General features: G+C 62.3%; 13 protein-coding genes and 3 pseudogenes. 9 read left to right on the plus strand and 7 right to left on the minus strand.

The features are described from left to right. Nucleotides 1-30 precede the first annotated feature (30 nt). Nucleotides 31-1,202 (plus strand): annotated as a pseudogene (locus tag FHJ30_RS09230) (IS256 family transposase). A 268-nt stretch (nucleotides 1,203-1,470) separates the two neighbouring features. On the opposite strand, the gene FHJ30_RS09235 reads toward FHJ30_RS09230, so the two are convergent. Next, on the minus strand, nucleotides 1,471-2,235 hold the full coding sequence (locus FHJ30_RS09235; RefSeq protein WP_240793647.1) for a DUF4192 family protein: 765 nt from the start codon (nucleotides 2,233-2,235) through the stop codon (nucleotides 1,471-1,473). Nucleotides 2,236-2,903: 668 nt separating this feature from the next. On the opposite strand from FHJ30_RS09235, the gene FHJ30_RS09240 reads away from it, so the two are divergent. Continuing rightward, nucleotides 2,904-4,136, plus strand: a complete 1,233-nt coding sequence (locus FHJ30_RS09240) for a HEPN domain-containing protein (protein WP_139029002.1) — start codon at nucleotides 2,904-2,906, stop codon at nucleotides 4,134-4,136. A 244-nt stretch (nucleotides 4,137-4,380) separates the two neighbouring features. On the opposite strand, the pseudogene FHJ30_RS09245 reads toward FHJ30_RS09240, so the two are convergent. From FHJ30_RS09245 to FHJ30_RS09265, 5 genes and pseudogenes are all read right to left on the minus strand, one after another. Next, nucleotides 4,381-4,837: pseudogene (locus tag FHJ30_RS09245) on the minus strand (transposase); the annotation flags it as partial. Between the two features lie 222 nt (nucleotides 4,838-5,059). Continuing rightward, nucleotides 5,060-5,820: pseudogene (locus FHJ30_RS09250) on the minus strand (IS3 family transposase); the annotation flags it as partial. A 787-nt stretch (nucleotides 5,821-6,607) separates the two neighbouring features. Further along, nucleotides 6,608-8,143: a tripartite tricarboxylate transporter permease gene (locus FHJ30_RS09255; RefSeq protein WP_139029003.1), complete on the minus strand. Its 1,536-nt coding sequence runs from the start codon at nucleotides 8,141-8,143 to the stop codon at nucleotides 6,608-6,610. After that, complete coding sequence (locus FHJ30_RS09260) at nucleotides 8,140-8,703, minus strand: tripartite tricarboxylate transporter TctB family protein (RefSeq protein WP_139029004.1); 564 nt, start codon at nucleotides 8,701-8,703, stop codon at nucleotides 8,140-8,142. The genes FHJ30_RS09255 and FHJ30_RS09260 overlap by 4 nt, the downstream gene beginning before the upstream one ends. A 28-nt stretch (nucleotides 8,704-8,731) precedes the next feature. Continuing rightward, complete coding sequence (locus FHJ30_RS09265; protein WP_139029005.1) at nucleotides 8,732-9,694, minus strand: tripartite tricarboxylate transporter substrate binding protein; 963 nt, start codon at nucleotides 9,692-9,694, stop codon at nucleotides 8,732-8,734. Between the two features lie 444 nt (nucleotides 9,695-10,138). On the opposite strand from FHJ30_RS09265, the gene FHJ30_RS09270 reads away from it, so the two are divergent. After that, on the plus strand, nucleotides 10,139-11,092 hold the full coding sequence (locus FHJ30_RS09270; protein ID WP_139029006.1) for a shikimate dehydrogenase: 954 nt from the start codon (nucleotides 10,139-10,141) through the stop codon (nucleotides 11,090-11,092). A 14-nt stretch (nucleotides 11,093-11,106) separates the two neighbouring features. Beyond that, complete coding sequence (locus FHJ30_RS09275; protein WP_373683134.1) at nucleotides 11,107-12,492, plus strand: MFS transporter; 1,386 nt, start codon at nucleotides 11,107-11,109, stop codon at nucleotides 12,490-12,492. Nucleotides 12,493-12,623: 131 nt separating this feature from the next. Here the strand turns inward: FHJ30_RS09275 and FHJ30_RS09280 are convergent, their stop codons facing one another. Then, nucleotides 12,624-13,397, minus strand: coding sequence for an IclR family transcriptional regulator (locus tag FHJ30_RS09280; RefSeq protein WP_205677045.1), 774 nt, complete (start codon nucleotides 13,395-13,397; stop codon nucleotides 12,624-12,626). A gap of 91 nt (nucleotides 13,398-13,488) precedes the next feature. On the opposite strand from FHJ30_RS09280, the gene FHJ30_RS09285 reads away from it, so the two are divergent. From FHJ30_RS09285 to FHJ30_RS09305, 5 genes are read left to right on the plus strand one after another with little or no spacing between them, the layout of a single operon-like run. Beyond that, on the plus strand, nucleotides 13,489-14,280 hold the full coding sequence (locus FHJ30_RS09285) for a 2-keto-4-pentenoate hydratase (RefSeq protein ID WP_139029008.1): 792 nt from the start codon (nucleotides 13,489-13,491) through the stop codon (nucleotides 14,278-14,280). Between the two features lie 31 nt (nucleotides 14,281-14,311). Continuing rightward, complete coding sequence (locus tag FHJ30_RS09290; RefSeq protein ID WP_139029009.1) at nucleotides 14,312-15,274, plus strand: acetaldehyde dehydrogenase (acetylating); 963 nt, start codon at nucleotides 14,312-14,314, stop codon at nucleotides 15,272-15,274. After that, nucleotides 15,271-16,344, plus strand: coding sequence for a 4-hydroxy-2-oxovalerate aldolase (gene dmpG / locus FHJ30_RS09295; RefSeq protein ID WP_139029010.1), 1,074 nt, complete (start codon nucleotides 15,271-15,273; stop codon nucleotides 16,342-16,344). Before FHJ30_RS09290 ends, dmpG begins: the two co-directional genes overlap by 4 nt. After that, nucleotides 16,341-17,159 carry a 2-keto-4-pentenoate hydratase gene (locus FHJ30_RS09300; RefSeq protein WP_139029011.1) on the plus strand — a complete coding sequence of 273 codons (819 nt, stop codon included), beginning with the start codon at nucleotides 16,341-16,343 and terminating at the stop codon, nucleotides 17,157-17,159. The genes dmpG and FHJ30_RS09300 overlap by 4 nt, the downstream gene beginning before the upstream one ends. A 47-nt stretch (nucleotides 17,160-17,206) precedes the next feature. Then, nucleotides 17,207-17,635, plus strand: a complete 429-nt coding sequence (locus tag FHJ30_RS09305; protein ID WP_139029012.1) for a carboxymuconolactone decarboxylase family protein — start codon at nucleotides 17,207-17,209, stop codon at nucleotides 17,633-17,635. Nucleotides 17,636-17,639: the final 4 nt, after the last annotated feature.

A 17,639-nucleotide genomic window follows, 5' to 3' on the forward strand; every position in this document is an offset into this window, starting at 1 on the left:
TCAGAGTCCACGACCGAGATGGCAGGGGTGATGATCGATCCTGTGACGGGAGAGATCATCGATCAGAAGGAGCTTGCGGAGCGGTTGCTCGGGCAGGCCAGGGAGCAGGGCGTGAGCCTGGTGGGCCCGGGCGGGCTGCTGAACCAGCTCACGAGAAATGTGCTTGAGACCGCGCTGGAAGCGGAGCTGACTGAGCACCTCGGGCACGAGCATGGCCAGACTCCGATCGCAGCTAACATGCGCAACGGCACGAGCTCGGAGACTGTGCTGACCGAGATTGGCCCGGTCGAGATTGAGGTGCCCCGGGATCGGGACGGGTCGTTCGAGCCGGTGATCGTGCCCAAGCGGAAACGGCCTCTGGACGGGATCGATCAGATCGTGCTCTCCCTCTCTGCCCGGGGGCTGACCACGGGGGAAGTCGCCGCGCACTTCGAGGAGGTCTACGGGGCCAGGGTCTCTAAGGACACCATCAGCCCCATCACGGAGAAAGTCGCCGGGGAACTGGCCGAATGGTCAGCCCGGCCTTTGGATCCGATCTATCCGGTGCTATTCGTTGATGCGGTCGTCGGTCTTGGTCCGTGACGGGCAGGTGCGCAACACCCCGTACTACGTCGTCATGGGCGTCACCACCAATGGGGAGCGGGAGATTTTGGGCATCTGGGCCGGCGACGGTGGCGAGGGTGCCCGGTTCTGGCTGCAGGTTTTCTCGGAGCTGAAGAACCGGGGCGTGGAAGATGTGTTGATCGCCGTCTGCGACGGGCTCAAGGGTCTGCCGGAGGCGATCACGCGACGGCATCGTCAAGGCGCTCAAGCCCGTCTACACGTCCCCGTCCGAGCAAGCGGCGAAGGACCGGTTCGCCGAATTCACGGCCGAATGGGGCCAGCGGTATCCGGCGATCGTGCTGCTTTGGGAATCCTCCTGGGCGGAGTTCCTGCCCTTCCTGGAGTACGACGTGGAGATCCGACGGGTCATCTGCACGACGAACGCGATCGAGTCGATCAACGCACGCTACCGAAGGGCGGTGAGGGCCCCGCGGGCACTTTCCGAACGAGACCGCTGCCCTGAAATGCCTATACCTGGTCACCAGATCTCTTGATTCAACCGGCGGTGGCCGTGCACGCTGGTGATGAGGTGGAAGCCCGCGCTAAACGCGTTCGCTATCACCTTCGCCGGCCGGTTCGAAGGAACCACTCACCAATGAAACCGGCCGGGCCCCACACACCGTTTATCGGACAGTCCCGGCGGCGGCGGCCGCGAGAAGCGGTTGCCCGGGGGTGAATGCTGCTATCGCGACGGCTGGCGATAGGCCGTCGTTGTTGTTGGGGTTCGCCAGGGGTTGTAGAACACTTCGAATATATGGTCATGTTCGTCGCATCGCATGTCTGACCTGCGGAAACGGCCACTTCCTTCAAGCGTGGGGAGTTCTCGCAGCTACTCCGTCAACCTGACTGAACTGGGACAGAAGTGCTCTAGGGCATGTTGAAGGGCCGTGTTTTGTAGGCGGTGTCTTTGTTCATGTTCCAGCCGGCGACGATTCCGGAGCCGATCATCTGGTCGCTGAGGCGGGCGAGGCGGTAGGCGGGGTCGGTGTCGAGGGCGAGTTGGAGGAATTGGTGGGCTTTGCTGCCTCTGCCTTCCCACCAGTTGATGTAGCCAATGGTTGTGAGGACCGGGGCAGCATGTTCGGGACTGGTGCGGGTGTAGGCGTGGAGGAGCAGTTGTTGTGCCCATTCGATGCGTGACCACTTGGGGGCTTCCTCTGTTTGGGCGAAGAGGACCTGCTGCACTGGTTCGTCCACTCCGGGGATGTCGGCGATGAGCCGGTCGCGGATCGCCGGGAACTGCAGGTTGGTGACGAGGGCGTGGCAGTCGTCGTCGCTTGCGAAGGTTTTGGAGTTGAGCATGTCTGCCCAGAGTTTCCGGCCGTGCTGGAGCGCGGTGTCGGTTGGTTGGGAGGCGATGGTGTCCATGTGGTGTTCGACGGCGGTGGCTTTGGCTGCTTCCTGACCGGTAGTTGGCAGCGTGATCTCATTGGTGGGTTGTACGGCGCTTCCGCGGTAGATGAATTCGGCGTTGATCGCACTGGTCTGGGTTGAGCTGACCGGCAGAGCGAGGCTAGTGCCTGGTTCGCCGTCGTAGGGGGAGAAGGTATCGTCGCCGACGAAGAGTCCGTCGCGGATGGTGATGCCTTGTTCGGCGAGGACCCCCTGTGAGAGCTGCGATGGTCCCGGCAAGTGCGCGAGCAGGCCACGGCATACGCAGCGAAGACAGGCGCCGCGGGATGAGTCCGCCGGTTGATAGTCCATGTTGCCCTTGTGGGCGGGGGAGCGACAGATTGATCCGGTCGAGGAATCAGCTGCTAAAGCTAAGAAAGGAGTGTGGACATTGTCCACACTCCGGGCTTCGTACCGGCCCGTATAGCCCTCGAACTGTCTTGGATTCCGTATGTTTTCGCGGGTTCCCAGTATATTCAGGGCCGGGAATGCAGTTCGAGTCCCACCTCGGGCACAGTGTTTCCGCAGGTCAGTAGCTTTTTGACTTTCAAGTGTTGACAAAGCTTGACATTCTCATTTTCCATTGATGGGTTGGGCTCTCGCTGAATCCGAATCCTATGGACAAACTTTGCTGGTACAGCGACCTGCATCCCGAGGATCTCGCCTGAGACTTTGCTAAAGTCCGAGGGTGACGACTGACTTCACTGCCGAAGCGGAAAAGCTGACCGAAGTATGCTGGGAAATCTTCAAATGAGGCCCAGTGGATCGCAGCCGATGGCTCCCCCACAGTTCGGCGCTCTGCATCATCGACTCGCAAAGATCGAGGGGAGCTGAACATGGACGCTGAAGCGTCAACGGGTAGTGGGGCGTCTGAGGTTGCTCTTCGCGAGTTGGCACGGACCGCCTTCGTGACAATGCAGAATCCTCCACATGCCCCTTGGGACCTGAACGACCCAGAGGATGAGCCACTGCTCAAGGTCAGTTCAGGAGTAACTTCGGTGCTTCTGAACTCACCGCAGCATCAGACGGCTGTCGACGCGTTGAACGCCGATAGCGACTTTGAACGGATGTGGTCGGCAGGTACTGAATTCGGAACCTTTTTCCAGTATCCAGGGGGTGGCTCTATTGTTCAACGCGAGACACTCTCATCTAGCCTTATTATTCCAGCACTCCGGCGGGCGAACATTGAGGCACCCTCCACTGAAGACGAGTTTTGCGCATTAGTCTTAGAAAATCTTGCCGAAATGAAACGTGCAATTCGCGGCGAACCAGTGACGATCCAGCTTGTCCACGGCTTGGCAGGACTATCTGTTCCAGACGGCTTGCAGATCGCCACGCCATGGGGTGTCATTCGTGGGATTCCAGCGGGAACCGCCCAAGCAGCCAGACGAGCTCGACTCAACCCAACAACCGCAGTATTGGTGGGAGAACACGAAACGACCCCATTGATGGGTCGTGGCGATCTAAGCGAGCCAATGCTACAAGATGAGTTTCAAACTCATGAAAATCAGGTCCGGCACCTGCTGCCGTTGGCATTTGCATTGGCTTCCGAGGACGGCCGTGTGCGTGCTCCGAGCCTGACATTCTCCACCCGCATCGTGCCCTTCCTTGGGGGATGGGGTTCGAGCGGCAGCCCGTTCGGTATTCCCAAGGAGGCTATTGAGATCCGGGAACCTGACATTGAGAGGATTGTGCACTGGGCCAATGTCCTTGATGCGAACCACAATCAAAGCCTTGATATCGCGGCTCGTCGGCTGGTCTCGGCCGTCAACGAGAGATACGACCCGGACGATCGCTTGGTCGACGCTGTCATCTGCTGGGAAAGCTTGGTCGGAACGAAAATCGAGACTGTGAACCGAGTAACTTCTTCGCTTGCGATCCTTCTCGAAGAGAACATTGCACTTAGGTCGAAGATGATGACGTCCCTCGGGAATACATACTCGGTGCGGAGTCAACTCGTCCACGGGCAGAAGGTGAAGGACGGAGATCGCCAGAAAGCCACCGAACAGGCTGTAGACGTCGCGGTGCAAGCACTACGGGCGATTTACTCCGCAGGCGAACCGTGGGTCTCGGAAGCGAGTGACGTTCGTTCAAAGCGGATCGTGCTTGGGGAGTGGGATAACAGAACGTCGATTCGTTAACTTGGCGCACGATTCGCGGGCCGTTCTCCGTTAATATCTGGGCCGGTACCACCCAGCGCCGCACGCCCTCGCGGTGGAGGGTTATTGGGTAGGCGCCTCAGCTTCCATCTCGCGCGTAAGGGCGGAGACAGCGGGACGAGGATGCAACAGCCTCGGTGTTGACACTGTCAACACCGCCGGGGGCGGATTGGGTGGGACTGCCCCGGCTTTTGTTGACGGACTTGGTTGCGAAGCACCTCCGCACGGAGACGATCGACATCCGAAGGAGTTGCAGGGCGCTGCGGCGCTCCCGGACCGCGTGCGCGGGTGATGCGCAGCACGCGCAGAGCTTCGACGGCGCCGTCCTTGCTTTTTGGGATGCTGGTGCGTCGGCCATGCAGAGCGGCGCGGGCTGCATTGATTGCGTCCAGATCGTCGTCCTTGCCTTTACGGAGGCGGTCAGACCGGTCGGGCCGGTCGACCTCAAGGATCATGACACCGGGTTTGGCAAGGTGTCGGGTTAGGCCCGCACCATAGGATCCGGCGCCCTCGACGCCGATCCGGGCCAGATCACCGAAATCGCCGATCCAGGCGAGCATTGACCGGTAGCCGGTGCGTGTTGTCGGGAAGCTCTTAGTGCCCAGCACTGTCTCGCCGGCATCAATGACGGCGGCGACGTGCAGTTCTTTGTGCGTGTCGACGCCAGCGAAGACGGGCGTCGGTGCCTGGTCCGGGTCGCTGGTTTCGGCGTTTTGGTCATGTCGTTTTCCTCCGTTCCATCCGATGTGCAAGGGGCACGGCCCCGGGCATCGACCACCGGCGGACAAGACAGTGATGAGCACACTGGCGCAGAACCCTGGGCGCACCCGGCACCAGCATCCTGTCGCATCCATCACCCTGCGAGTCAAGGATCCTCTAGGAATACCGGTTCAGACAGTCTCACTGTCCGAGTGAACCACGGTCCCTTCCGGGCGCGTACCCGCACCGCGTTCTCCAGCCCAGCGACGGCCAGCGAGGACTTCATCCGCGAATCCATCGAGTACCCGACGATCCTGCCGGAATAGACATCTGAAGTCCCGCTCCACGAGGTCGTCGTGAACCGGTGGCCCCGGCTTCCGGTTCAGGCCCCGCTTCTTCGAGAACACCGACCAGATGCCGTGGTCCCTGCACAGGCGCTGGACCCTGTTCTCACCCGCCACGATGCCCATCTCCGGGAGCTCATCGGCGATGAACCGGTACCCGAAGGCCGGGTCGTCGGCGTGGATGTCCCGCGCGGCGTTGACTAGGTGCGCATCAACCAAGTCCCGTTCCGTCACCGGGTTGGCCCTCCACCGGTAATAGCCTTGCTTGCTGAATCCCAACACCCTGCACGTCACCGCCACGGGAACACCGTCGGCGGCAAGATCCGTGACCAGCGGGTAGATCATTTTGGGTTGATGTCCTTGGCCAGATAGGCAGCAGCACGGCGCAGAACCTCGTTCTGCTGCTCCAACAACCGGTTCCGCTTCTTCAGCTCCCGCATCTCAGCCGACTCCGCAGCCGCCGGGCCAGCATCGGATTCCTTGCGTTCGGCAATGGCGATCCAGCGTTTGAGCGTCGTGACCGAAAGCCCGAAATCCTTCGCGATCTGCGCCAGGGGCGCTTCACCCTTGCGGGCTACATCAATAACATCCTGGCGGAACTCCGCCCCATACGGCGTGGGCATGGTCAACATCCTTCCACGAGCACAAGCTCGTTAGGTCAAGGAGTCAACAAAACCGGGGGCAGTCCCTTCATGTTTGTTCGTCCTTCCGCTGGTTTTTCGCATCCACCAGTTCTTGATGGCTAAGGCCGCGCGCAACATGACTTGCTGACTATTCTTTGGATGGACTTGGGTTTGCGGCGGGCCAGGAGTTTCCGCCCTGATACCTGTTCATGCAGGCAAGCGCAGGGAGCGGCATGACATGACAACCGATCCGGTTCTGATCATAAACTCGCCGAGCCTGGCCACTGACGAGCCGGGGCCGGCATCGAGGGCGAGTTGTAAGAATTGGTGGGCCTTGCTGCCTCTGCCCTCCCACCAATTTATGAAGGCGATGTCGGTGAGGATTGGGGCGGAGTGTCCGGTGCTGATGCAAGTGTGTGCTGGGATAAAGCGCCCGGCCCGCACCGCCATCGGGCCGGCCTTGGCTCGTCCGGCCGCCGCATTCTGGACCCCGGATGGTCCGACGACGAGTTGGTACCATTGCCGCCGACACGATAGCGGCCAGCGCCCACCTCGACGTTGTAGCGGTTCCTCAGAGAAGGACCCAAAGGGGATTGCAGCGGCAGCGGACGACGGCGGGAAGTTCCGCCGTCGTCCGCTCACTGCTGCCGCGAAAGCTGCTCGTATGCTGTATGTTCAGGGACCCAGTGCGGGTACCCATTGGACGCTGCGGTGCAGCTGTCCGCTTCTCACGTGATCCAACGCTGTTCTTTGAGAAACGGACAGTCCCTTTAACGCTCCGCAAAGGTCAAACCCTGGTTTGCTCCTGAACAGCCTCCTCTGCGGCCGGACTGGCCCTGAGTCCGCGGCGGGACTTGATGAAGCCGCGGACCGGGGGAACCGCGAGCGCTAGTACAGCAACGGTGAGAAGGACTACTGCGATGGGGCTGCTGTAGACCGTGGCCCATCCATCGATGACGAGGGCTCGGCGCAGGTTCGACTCCGCAAGCGGCCCAAGGATAAGTCCAAGAACGGCTGGGCCGGGAGGGAATCCGAAACGGACCATGAAGAGTCCGACTAGGCCGAAGACCATCATCATGATGACGTCGAAGATACTGCTTTGGACCGAGTAGGTTCCGCCCAGACAGAAGAGGAGAACGATAACCCAGAGGTAGTGCTTGGGCAGTTGCAGGAGTTTCGCAACCCCCCGCATCCGGACGAGGCTGAGGATCAAGGTCACGATGGACGCGATAACCATAATTCCGACAATCGAGGTGACTAGGTCGGGCTGCTCGGAGAACAGTGCGGGGCCGGGAGTGATGCCCCAGACGAGCATTGAACCGATCATGACGGCCATAACGGAGTCACCGGGGACACCCAAAGCCAGGGTGGTCGTGAGGCTTCCGCCGAGGGTTGCGGCGGAGGAGGTGTCACCGGCCGTGAGTCCTTCGAGTGATCCCTTGCCGAATTCTTCGGGATGCTTTGAGGCTTTGCGGGCGTTTTCCCATGCCACGATGCCGGCGATGTCGCCGCCGACGGCGGGAATGAGGCCAATGACCCCGCCGGTGGTGACGCCGATGGCCATGGGTTTGCGCAACCGCTTCATGACCTGCCTGCTGGGCCACCATTCTCCAAGTTGGGTAACGGGCTTAGCCGTCGGGCCCTTCCGGTGGACGATGATCTGGTTCATGATTTCGGCCAGGCCGAACAGGCCGATGATCACTGGAATGAAGGGGATTCCTCCATTGAGTTCGTTGATGCCGAAGGTGAACCGCTGGTCACCGGTGATGGGGTCCCGTCCCACTGTGGCAAGCAGCAGGCCGAATGCGCCGGCTGCGAGGCCCTTCCAGAGGCGGCCGGCGGAGGCCCCGACCATCATGGTGATGCCTACTACGACCAGAGCGAAGAGTTCTGCGGGCCCGAACTGGAGGGCGAACGCCGCCAGTGGAACGCCTGCGACGGCGAGGACCGCCACGCCGGTGAGCAGTCCGACCGCGGTGCCGATAGCGGAGGTCGTCAGCGCCAGGCCTGCTTTGCCTTGCTTCGCCAGGGGATAGCCGTCAAAGGTTGAGGATATGGAAGCTGGTGTTCCTGGAGTGTTCAGAAGGATTGCCGGGAGGCGGTCTCCGAAGGTGGCGCCGACGTAGATGGTGATAAGTATGGCAAGGCCCTGCAGTGGCTCCAGTGTGAGAGTGAATCCGCTGGCCAGCGCCACCCCCATGGTGGAGGTGATTCCGGGGAAGGCACCGACGAGCATGCCTACGAGGAGTCCAACGACGATCCACATGAGGACTGCCGGGTCCAGGACCGCGAGCAGTCCGTCAATTATTGGGTTGCCGTTCATTGGATCGGGACTTTCAGTAGGACGATGAAGAAGAGGTGGAAGAGGATGCCAAGTCCTGCGGGGAAGTACAGCCAGGACGTGAGGTTTCGGCCGCCGAACAGGTAGGTCATGACGCCTGTGACAACCGCCGTGGACAGGGCAAACTGAATGGTGCCCCAGGACGCCACGTATGCGGCCAGGAGGACGATGGCGGCGGTGAGCCGCAGCATCCCGGGGACTGAGATTTGTTCCTGGTCAGACACGGCAGGCGTTTTCTTGAAAAACGCGACCAAGGCTATGGCGGTGCCGGTGACGATCAGGGCGGTGGCGAGCATCGTGGGCCAGAAACGCCCGTTGAGGGCGCTCGGTCCGCTGCCGCGGTCCGTGATGGCGTCCATTTGGAGGAGAACGATCCCGGCAATCAGGAGACATGCTGCTGTGCAGACGACGTCCCGGAAGCGCGACACCGGGCGGGTGTGTCCTGAATGTTCGGTGATTAGGAGAGTGACGTCGTCCTGCGCCTCAAATGGAGGGTGCTGCTGGACGTCGTGTCCCGTCCTGGTGTGCTCTCCGGAGCTCATCACTAATGCCTTCTGCCGGTTCAAGGATCTACTTCTCAGTCAGCCAGGCACGGTACAGCTCGGTCTGCTCATCGACGTAGCCCGCCAGGGACTGAGCATCCTTGTAGGCAACCTCTTGGTTGGTCTTCTTGGCGTGTTCGATAAACCGCGGGTCATTCACCGCCTTCTTGAAGGCATCGGAGAGTGTTTTGAGCACTTCACTGGATGTCGACTTCGGCGCGGCAACACCGTTCCATGAAGCATTTACCAGGTCAACGCCGGCCTCCTTCGCAGTGGGCACATCCGGCAGGGCCGGCAAACGCTCGTCGGCGAATACTGCGAGGTACCGCAGGGCACCGGACTTCACCTTCGGGTCGATGTTGGCAAGGTTGTCGATTACGAGGTCGACCTGCCCGCCGACGGCCGCGGTCACGGCCGGGGCTGAGCCATCGAAGGGGACAGACGACAGCGTGATCCCGGCCTCCTGCTGGAAGCCGTTTCCGGTAGCCTCGAAAATGGAACCGGGGCCCGGGTTGGAGTAGGAGAGACTGCCCGGCGCAGCCTTAGCGGCTGAGACGAGGTCTGCCAGGGTCTTGAATTCGCTATTCGCGGGAACAGCAAGGGCTGCTTGAACGCTGACAATTTGCGCAACAGCAGCGAGGCTCTCTGGTTTCACTTCGTAGCCAATGTGCTGCAGTGATGCCAGTTCAGCGCCGACAAAACCGATAGTGTGGCCGTCGGGGTTCTGGTCTGCCAGCCACTCCATGCCTACCGAACCGCTCGCTCCCGGCCGGTTCTCCACGATGACACTCACTCCCAGGATCTCCTCCAGAATGGGGGCCAAGGTCCGTGCGTTCAAGTCGCCGCCGCCGCCGGCGCCCCAGGGCACGCTGAGGTGGACGTCCTTGGACGGGAATTTCCCCGCCTCGGCTGAGCTCTTTGCGACGCAGCCGGTAGCGGAAAGGCCGACGAGAGCCACCAAGCCCATTGCGGTAAAGGCACGAAGATTCACGGAATACTCCTTTGTATTGTGATCCCGGCGTCACTTCGCACACTTAACGGAGTCGGAAGCGCCGAACCGGGGACAGGGGGTAAGCATCGACCCTTGGGAGGGTGCTGTGACGAGTTTCACCAACAATTTCTTCCTTAGGTAGCGAGTGTTCCACCCACCGAAACGACTGATGGCAGGGGTTGGTCCGGACCAGATGGGGCGCCATCTGTCCCTCGGTCCGGACAAGATTGCGGCCGCCGTCCGTTGGCTGTAGCTCCGCCGTGTCCCGTTGAGCGAGACGGAATGCACCTTTTCGCTGTGAAGCCTGTCACTATCACTTACGGTGCATGCAGGCCGACGGCAGATGGAAGGGAGTCGCAAGGATGCGATCAAGGAAACACGGACTCGGGCGGGATACCGCCACCTCGGTACCTAGTTCACACGTTGGCAGCGAGCAGGTTGCCGATGTGTGCTGAACTTCTGGTCGGTGGGAGAACGGGCGAGGCGACGGGAAGTCATACCCGTCAGGACCAACACCCCGGCGATCTGCGTAAGCCGGCATATCTGATCGGCCTGATCGGTGACGGCGTTCTTCCGTCCCTCAGCCCAGGGATGCATGAGCGCGAAGCCGAATTCCACGGTGTGCGTTTGGTCTACCGGCCGATTGACATGCCCACGCTGACTCTTGGCCAGGGCGATCTCGCACAGCTGCTCCGCCATGCCCGGTTCCTGGGCTTCGATGGACTGAACATTACCCATCCTTACAAGCGATCAGTGCTTGGATTGCTCGATGAAATCAGCGACGACGCCCGGATCCTCGGCGCCGTGAACACGGTTGTCTTCCGGGACGGCCGTATGCTCGGCCACAACACCGACCACGTGGGGTTTCAGAAAGGTTTTCAGGAGGGACTTCCGGGCGCGGAGTTGAACAACGTAGTGCAGATCGGTATTGGCGGGGCAGGGGCCGCGGTGTCACTGGCGCTGCTCCGCCTTGGCGTGCAGCAACTGACGGTCAGCGATCTCTTCCCAGAACGTGCACGACAGCTCGCCATGACGCTCAACAAGGCAGCGGGACGCGAAGCGGTGCAGGTCGCAGATCCAGGGGAGCTGATCGCGTCCATCCGTTCAGCCGACGGGGTGGTCAATGCCACCCCGGTCGGTATGGCCGGCCACCCTGGCACCTCCTTCGACACCGGGCTCCTTAATAAAGGCCAGTGGGTCAGTGACGTGGTCTACCGCCCGATCCACACTGAACTGCTGGCCAGGGCCGAAGCGCTCGGCTGCCGCACGCTCGACGGCGGACGCATGTGCGTGCACCAGGGCGTCGAGGCGTTCAGGCTCTTTACCGGCCTTGAGCCAGCGCCGCAGCGCATGCGTCAAATCTTCCTTTCCCTGATCGAATCCGAAACCCAGAATTGAGCTCGAACATGACAATCTCCGTTAGCGGTCCGGCACCGGCGCCCGGCCACGCACCTACTCCGGTGAAGGCTGCCGTCGCAGCATTCCTTGGTTCCATGGTGGAGTACTACGACTTTTTCATCTATGGCGTGATGGCAACGCTGGTCCTGAACAAGGTCTTCTTCACCGACACCGACCCGGCGACAGGGACCCTGCTCGCGTTGGCCACCTTCGGCGTGGCCTATGTTGCACGCCCCGTCGGTGCCTTCTTCCTGGGCCACTACGGGGACAAGATCGGCCGCAAGAAGGTCATGGTCTTCTGTTTGCTTCTCATGGGCATGTCCACGTTCCTCATCGGCGTCCTGCCGGACTACAACACCATCGGCCTCTGGGCGCCGGCCCTGCTGGTCTTCCTCCGGCTGTGTCAGGGACTTTCCGCCGCGGGCGAGCAGAGCGGCGCGAGCTCACTGACGATTGAGCATGCCCCCTTGGGCAGGCGGGCGTTCTTCGCCAGCTGGACCCTGAATGGCACCCAGGCCGGACTGATCCTGGCCAACCTCGTCTTTATCCCCTTCGCGACCTTGCCTCCAGAACACCTCTACACCTGGGGCTGGCGCGTTCCCTTCCTGTTCAGCGCGGTGCTTGTGGTCATCGCCTTTGTCGTCCGCCGTACCCTGGACGATGCTCCCGTCTTCACCGACCTTGAAGAGGAACACCAGGTCGAGGACATGCCTATCAAGGCGTTGTTCCGCGACCAGTGGCGTGACATCATCCGCGTTGTCGGCTGCACCAGCATCGGTGTCGTCAGCTCCGTTACAGCCACCTTCGGAGTGGCCTACGCTTCGAAGCCGGAATACGGGCACGCCAACTTGGTCTCTTCCAGCACGATGCTCTGGGTGGTTATTGGGGCGAATATCGGTGCCCTGATCGTGCAGCCGCTCGTAGCCATGCTCTCGGACAGGATCGGCCGCAAGCCTGTTCTCATCACAGCAGCGGTGGGATCCGCGCTCTCCTCCTTCTTCTATCTGAGCACCCTCACTTCAGGCAACGGCTGGCTAATCTTTCTCGGTCAGTTCACGCTCACGTCCCTCTTCTATAGCTGCTACAACGCCATCTGGCCGTCCTTCTACCCGGAGCAGTTCGCCGCGAAGGTCCGCTACTCGGGTGTTGCTGTCTCCACCCAGCTGGGCGTGGTCCTGACGGGCTTCGCCCCGTCCATCGCCGCGGCGATCGTCCTCAAGGGAGAAATGGGATGGCTGCCGATCGCGATATTCGTCTGCATCGCGGCCACCATGACGGTCGTGGCCGTGCTGTTCAGCCGCGAAACCTATAACGTTCCACTGGAGGACCTCGGCAAGAAGAATCCGCGCCGGATGGACGTGAAGGCCATACATGCGGAGCGGGTCAAAGAGACTGTTTAATCCTGCGATTGGTCGGATGGCTGCGTTCGCAGCGTAAGCCTGCAAGTCCCAACAGGAGTGGCCCCGTCCCGAACGCCAGTTCGGCACGGGGCCACATTGCTTTAGCGGCAGGAAGGCTGGAATCGGCACGCTCAAATTTTGTTCAGCAGCGTGTTGTTCCTGATCAGCCGGTTGAGTCCCATGGTGGCCGCTTGGACGGCAGGACCCACCCTTTCAAGCTGTACGACGCCGAGGGGCCCGGACACGCTGAGTGCCGCCAACGGCTCGCCGTTCTCGCGCCGGATGGCCGCTGCGGCGCAACACACTCCCGCGGCGGACTCCTCCTGCTCATAGGCCACTCCGTGGGTGCGCACCGACTCCAGCTCCACCCGCAGATCACGTGCAGAAGTAAAGGTCCGTGGGCCGATTTGCTCAAGAGGATCCGCCAGAATTTCCTCCACAACGCTTGCCTCGGCAAAGGCGAGCAGGGCTTTCCCCACCCCGGTAGCGTGGGCAGGCATTCGTCCCCCTACCCGTGACGGCAGCTGCACGCTGTCCCGGCCGCGGAGGATCTCAATATAGACGACTTCCCGGCCTTCACGGACGGCCAGATGCACCGTATGGCCGGTGGCCTGGCGGAGATCGGCCATGGTGGCTAGCGCCAGTCGGCGAAGATCCTTGGGCCGCCGGCTGACCGACCCCAGCTCGAAGACCCGCAGACCCAGCCGAACTGAAGTGCCGCGCTTTTCTAGGAAGTCATAGTCGATCAGCTCGCGAATGATCCTGGAGACCGTGGCCTTCGCAATGCCCGTCCTGCGGGCAATCTCTGAAATACCGAGGTCCTCATCTTCGGGACCAAAGGACCCCAGGATCAATGAGACGCGGCCGATCATGGACTCAGGAACGTCTCGTTCAGTGGGACACATGCTTGGAGTATGGCCTAGAGACGGGCAGTATTCCAAGTGTTCGTTCCATTCACTGGCCGTTATGGGCCGGACCACACCGACGGAGACAGGCATGACCACCAGCACCCGCGACAACGACGCCGCGCAAGCACTTCTTGAGGCCTACCGGACACGCCAGACCGTTGCGCCCCTCACCGAAAACATTCCGGACCTCGACGTCGAAGGTGCCTACGGGATCCAGCTGGCGCAGGTTCAGGCGTGGAAGGTCGAAGGCCGCGCCGTCAAGGGACACAAGGTCGGTCTCACTTCACGTGCCATGCAGGTGCAACTGGGCGTGGACCAGCCGGACTTCGGCCACCTGATGGACGACATGTTCTTCGCCGACACGGATCCAATCAAGGCCGGCCGTTTCATCAGCCCCAAGGTGGAACCGGAGTTCGCCTTCGTCCTCGGGAAGTCCCTGACCGGCCCGGGCGTCACCGCCGCCGAAACGCTCAGCGCCATCGACTACGTCGTGGGGGCCTTGGAGATCATCGATTCACGGATCACCGACTGGAAGATCAAGCTGGCGGACACTATCGCTGACAACGCCTCCTCCGGCGGGGTCGTACTCGGTTCACGGCCCGTAAAACCGGCGGATTTAGACCTGCGGACCACCGGCGTGAACCTTTCCAAGAACGGCGAGCTCGTTGCCAGCGGCGCCGGCGGCGCGGTGCTCGGCTCGCCCCTGAACGCAGTCGTCTGGCTCGCGAACACCCTGGGTTCCCTCGGCGTCACCCTCGAGGCAGGCTCCATCATTCTTCCCGGCTCCATGACGGCCGCTGTAGCCGCCAGACCGGGCGACACCATCTCGGCCAGCTTCGCCAGGGGACTGGGCACCGTCACCGCGAACTTCGCCAACTAGCAAACCTCTAACAAGGCACAGGAGTAACTTCATGGACCACCGTCCACGTCCCATCGCGGCCATTGTCGGCCCGGGAAACATCGGCACCGACCTGCTCGTCAAACTCCAGCGCAGCGGAGCCCTCGATGTCCGCTACATGATCGGCGTCGACCCCGCCTCCGACGGGCTGCGCAGGGCACAGGAGCTCGGGGTCGAAGCCAGCGCCGAGGGAGTCGACTGGCTCCTCGACCAGACGATCCTGCCCGATGTCGTCTTCGAAGCCACCAGCGCCAAGGCCCACGAGGCGAACGCTCCGCGATACAGGGCAGCCGGCATCGCCGCCGTCGACCTCACTCCGGCTGCGGTCGGTCCCTTCGTCTGCCCGGCAGTCAACTTGGAGGATCACCTGGCCGCGGAAGACGGTACCGCCCCGAACATTAACATGATTACCTGCGGCGGCCAAGCCACCATCCCCATCGTTGCGGCCATCTCGAGGGTCTCCCCGGTGCCGTACGCTGAAATCGTCGCGTCCATATCCTCACGCTCCGCGGGACCCGGAACCCGGGCGAACATTGACGAATTCACCGAAACCACTTCCCACGCCATCCAGGCCGTGGGAGGCGCCACCCGGGGCAAGGCGATCATCATCCTCAACCCGGTGGAACCCCCCATGGTCATGCGGGACACTATCTTCGCCGCCATCGGACCTGACGCCGACCGCGGCCCCATCACTGAATCGATCCACCGCATGGTCGCGGAGGTCCAGCGGTACGTCCCGGGCTACAAACTCAAGTCCGAGCCCCAGTTTGAGGATCCCCGCATGGATTGGAACGGTAACGGACGAGTGGCCATCTTCCTCGAAGTCACCGGCAACGGCGACTACCTGCCCCCTTGGGCGGGAAACCTCGACATCATGACGGCAGCCGCAGCACGCGCTGGCGAAAGGCTGGCCCTCGCCTGGAACCTCAGAAGACCGGCAGCCACCAACCAGAAAGAGCAGGTGGCAGCAAAATGACGACCCCCGAGAACAACCACGCCGCAAACCCGCCCGTGCGAATCATCGACACGACCCTGCGCGACGGCAGCCATGCCGTCAGCCACAGCTTCACCATCCAGCAGGTCACTGACATCTCCCGGGCACTGGACAGCGCCGGCGTACCGGTCATCGAGGTCACCCACGGCGACGGCCTCGCCGGCTCCTCCTTCAACTACGGCTTTTCCAGCGTCCGTGACATAGATCTGGTGGCCGCAGCCGCCGAAGAGGTCACCAACGCCAAAATCGCTGTTCTGTTGCTGCCCGGGCTGGGCACGGTGGAGGATCTTCGCGAAGCCCACGCCGCCGGGGCCGGGATGGTGCGCGTTGCCACCCACTCCACCGAAGCTGACGTCAGCATCCAGCATTTCCGGGCCGCCCGGGACCTCGGCATGGAAACCGCCGGCTTCCTTATGCTCTCGCACCGCACCGAACCCGTCCAGCTGGCCAAGCAGGCCCGCATCATGGCCGACGCCGGCTGCCAGTGCGTCTATGTCGTGGACTCCGCCGGGGCACTTCTTCCCGACGGCGTCCGGACCCGCGTCGACGCCCTCGTCCAGGAACTCGGCGAAGACGCCATGGTGGGCTTTCACGGTCACCAGAACCTGTCCATGGGCGTGGCGAACTCGGTGGAGGCCTACCGCGCTGGCGCCCGCAGCATCGACGGCACCCTCCGTGCCCTCGGAGCCGGCGCAGGCAACACACCCACAGAAGTCCTCGTCGCCATCTTCGACGCCCTGGACATCCCCACAGGCGTCAACGTTGAAGCTGCCCTCGCTGCCGCCGAAGAAGTCTTGGCCCCGACCGTGACGCGCATGCCGCTCATGGACCGTGCCTCTATCGTCCAGGGACGTTACGGTGTTTACAACTCATTCCTGCTCCACGCGGAACGCGCCGCGGAACGCTACGGCGTTCCGGCGTACCAGATCCTCCGCCGGGTCGGCGAAGCCGGCTACGTCGGAGGCCAGGAAGACATGATCATCGACGTCGCCATCGAACTGGCGGGCCTGCAGCGCCAGGCCGCCGAACACAACGAAAGAGTCCCCGCATGAGCAATGAAGCCACCACGCCCACGTCGGCCCAGGGGGGCGACTGGACCGAAGACCGCGTCGCGGACGTCCTGTACAAACGTGAATTGGACCGGACCGACGGCGGAAAGATCACCGACGAATATCCCGAGTTGGATCTTGAGGCCGCCTACCGAGTCCAACGGAAGCTCATCGACCTCAAGGTTGCCGGCGGAGAGCGCGTCATCGGCGTCAAGCTCGGCCTGACCGCCCGTGCCAAGCAGCAGCAGATGGGCATCGATTCGCCCCTCACCGCCGTCATCACCGACAAGATGGTCCTCGAAGCCGGTGTTCCGATTCCGATGGATGAACTCATCCATCCGAAGATCGAACCGGAAATCGTCTTCGTCATGAAGGAACGCCTCGCCGGACCCGGAGTGACAGCGGCGACGGCCATGACCGCCGTCGGCAGCGTCCACGCAGGCTTCGAAGTCATCGACAGTCGCTTCACCGACTTCAAATTCACGCTTCCCGATGTCGTGGCAGACAACGCCTCATCCTCTCGCCTCTTCATCGGCGCCTCAGGCACCGATCCGGCAGGCCTGGACCTCGCCCTTGAAGCCGTCATCCTGTCCGTGAACGGCACCGTGGTTGCCACCGCCACCGGTGCAGCCGTTCAGGGGCACCCCGGGGAGGCTCTGGCCCTGGCCGCCAACGCCCTCGCGGAGCGCGGGGAGTCCATCGAAGCCGGAGCAGTTGTGCTGACCGGCAGCCTGACCGACGCCGTATTCGTCCGCCCCGGCGAACAGATCACTGCCGAGTTCACCAATCTGGGAACACTGACGGTCAGCGGCGCCTGACCCGCCCCTCGCACTACCGGAAGCCAATTACGAAAGAAGGGACGGTCATGACCGCCACCGAAGGCCAGAACTGGCAGATCGACGAATTCCTGGACACCTACCGCGAACTGATGGGTTTCGTGCCCCCGCGCATCCAGGCCCGCTTCGACCAACTCCGGGACACCAACCCTGAGTTGCTGCTCGCCGAAGAACGCGTCCGGAACCTGATCTGCTACACGGACAAGCTCGACCAGAAAACCGTTCAGCTGATCCTGTTCGCGGTCCTGGCCGTCAACGTGCGTGATGCCGCCAAGCTGCACGGCCTCGCAGCCCGCCGCGCCGGGGCCAGCTGGGAGGAACTGCAGGCCACGGTCGACCTCGCCTATCTGTTCGGCGGGCTGTCCGTGGCCAACCACGCTCCCGCGATCCTGGACGGCATCGCCGAGCTGGAACAGAAGAACGAAGTGGGCCTTGGCGCCACTGCCGCGCCGCGCTGACCTT

The organism is Arthrobacter sp. BB-1 (assembly GCF_006151685.1).
Taxonomy (GTDB): Bacteria; Actinomycetota; Actinomycetes; order Actinomycetales; family Micrococcaceae; genus Arthrobacter.

Excerpts from the sequence above, each read along its gene's own strand:
- dmpG (WP_139029010.1), top strand. The coding sequence starts at position 15,271 with ATGACGACCCCCGAGAACAACCACGCCGCAAACCCGCCCGTGCGAATC.
- FHJ30_RS09285 (WP_139029008.1), top strand. The coding sequence starts at position 13,489 with ATGACCACCAGCACCCGCGACAACGACGCCGCGCAAGCACTTCTTGAG.
- FHJ30_RS09300 (WP_139029011.1), top strand. The coding sequence starts at position 16,341 with ATGAGCAATGAAGCCACCACGCCCACGTCGGCCCAGGGGGGCGACTGG.
- FHJ30_RS09270 (WP_139029006.1), top strand. The coding sequence starts at position 10,139 with ATGTGTGCTGAACTTCTGGTCGGTGGGAGAACGGGCGAGGCGACGGGA.
- FHJ30_RS09290 (WP_139029009.1), top strand. The coding sequence starts at position 14,312 with ATGGACCACCGTCCACGTCCCATCGCGGCCATTGTCGGCCCGGGAAAC.
- FHJ30_RS09255 (WP_139029003.1), bottom strand. The coding sequence starts at position 8,143 with ATGAACGGCAACCCAATAATTGACGGACTGCTCGCGGTCCTGGACCCG.
- FHJ30_RS09260 (WP_139029004.1), bottom strand. The coding sequence starts at position 8,703 with ATGAGCTCCGGAGAGCACACCAGGACGGGACACGACGTCCAGCAGCAC.
- FHJ30_RS09280 (WP_205677045.1), bottom strand. The coding sequence starts at position 13,397 with ATGTGTCCCACTGAACGAGACGTTCCTGAGTCCATGATCGGCCGCGTC.
- FHJ30_RS09305 (WP_139029012.1), top strand. The coding sequence starts at position 17,207 with ATGACCGCCACCGAAGGCCAGAACTGGCAGATCGACGAATTCCTGGAC.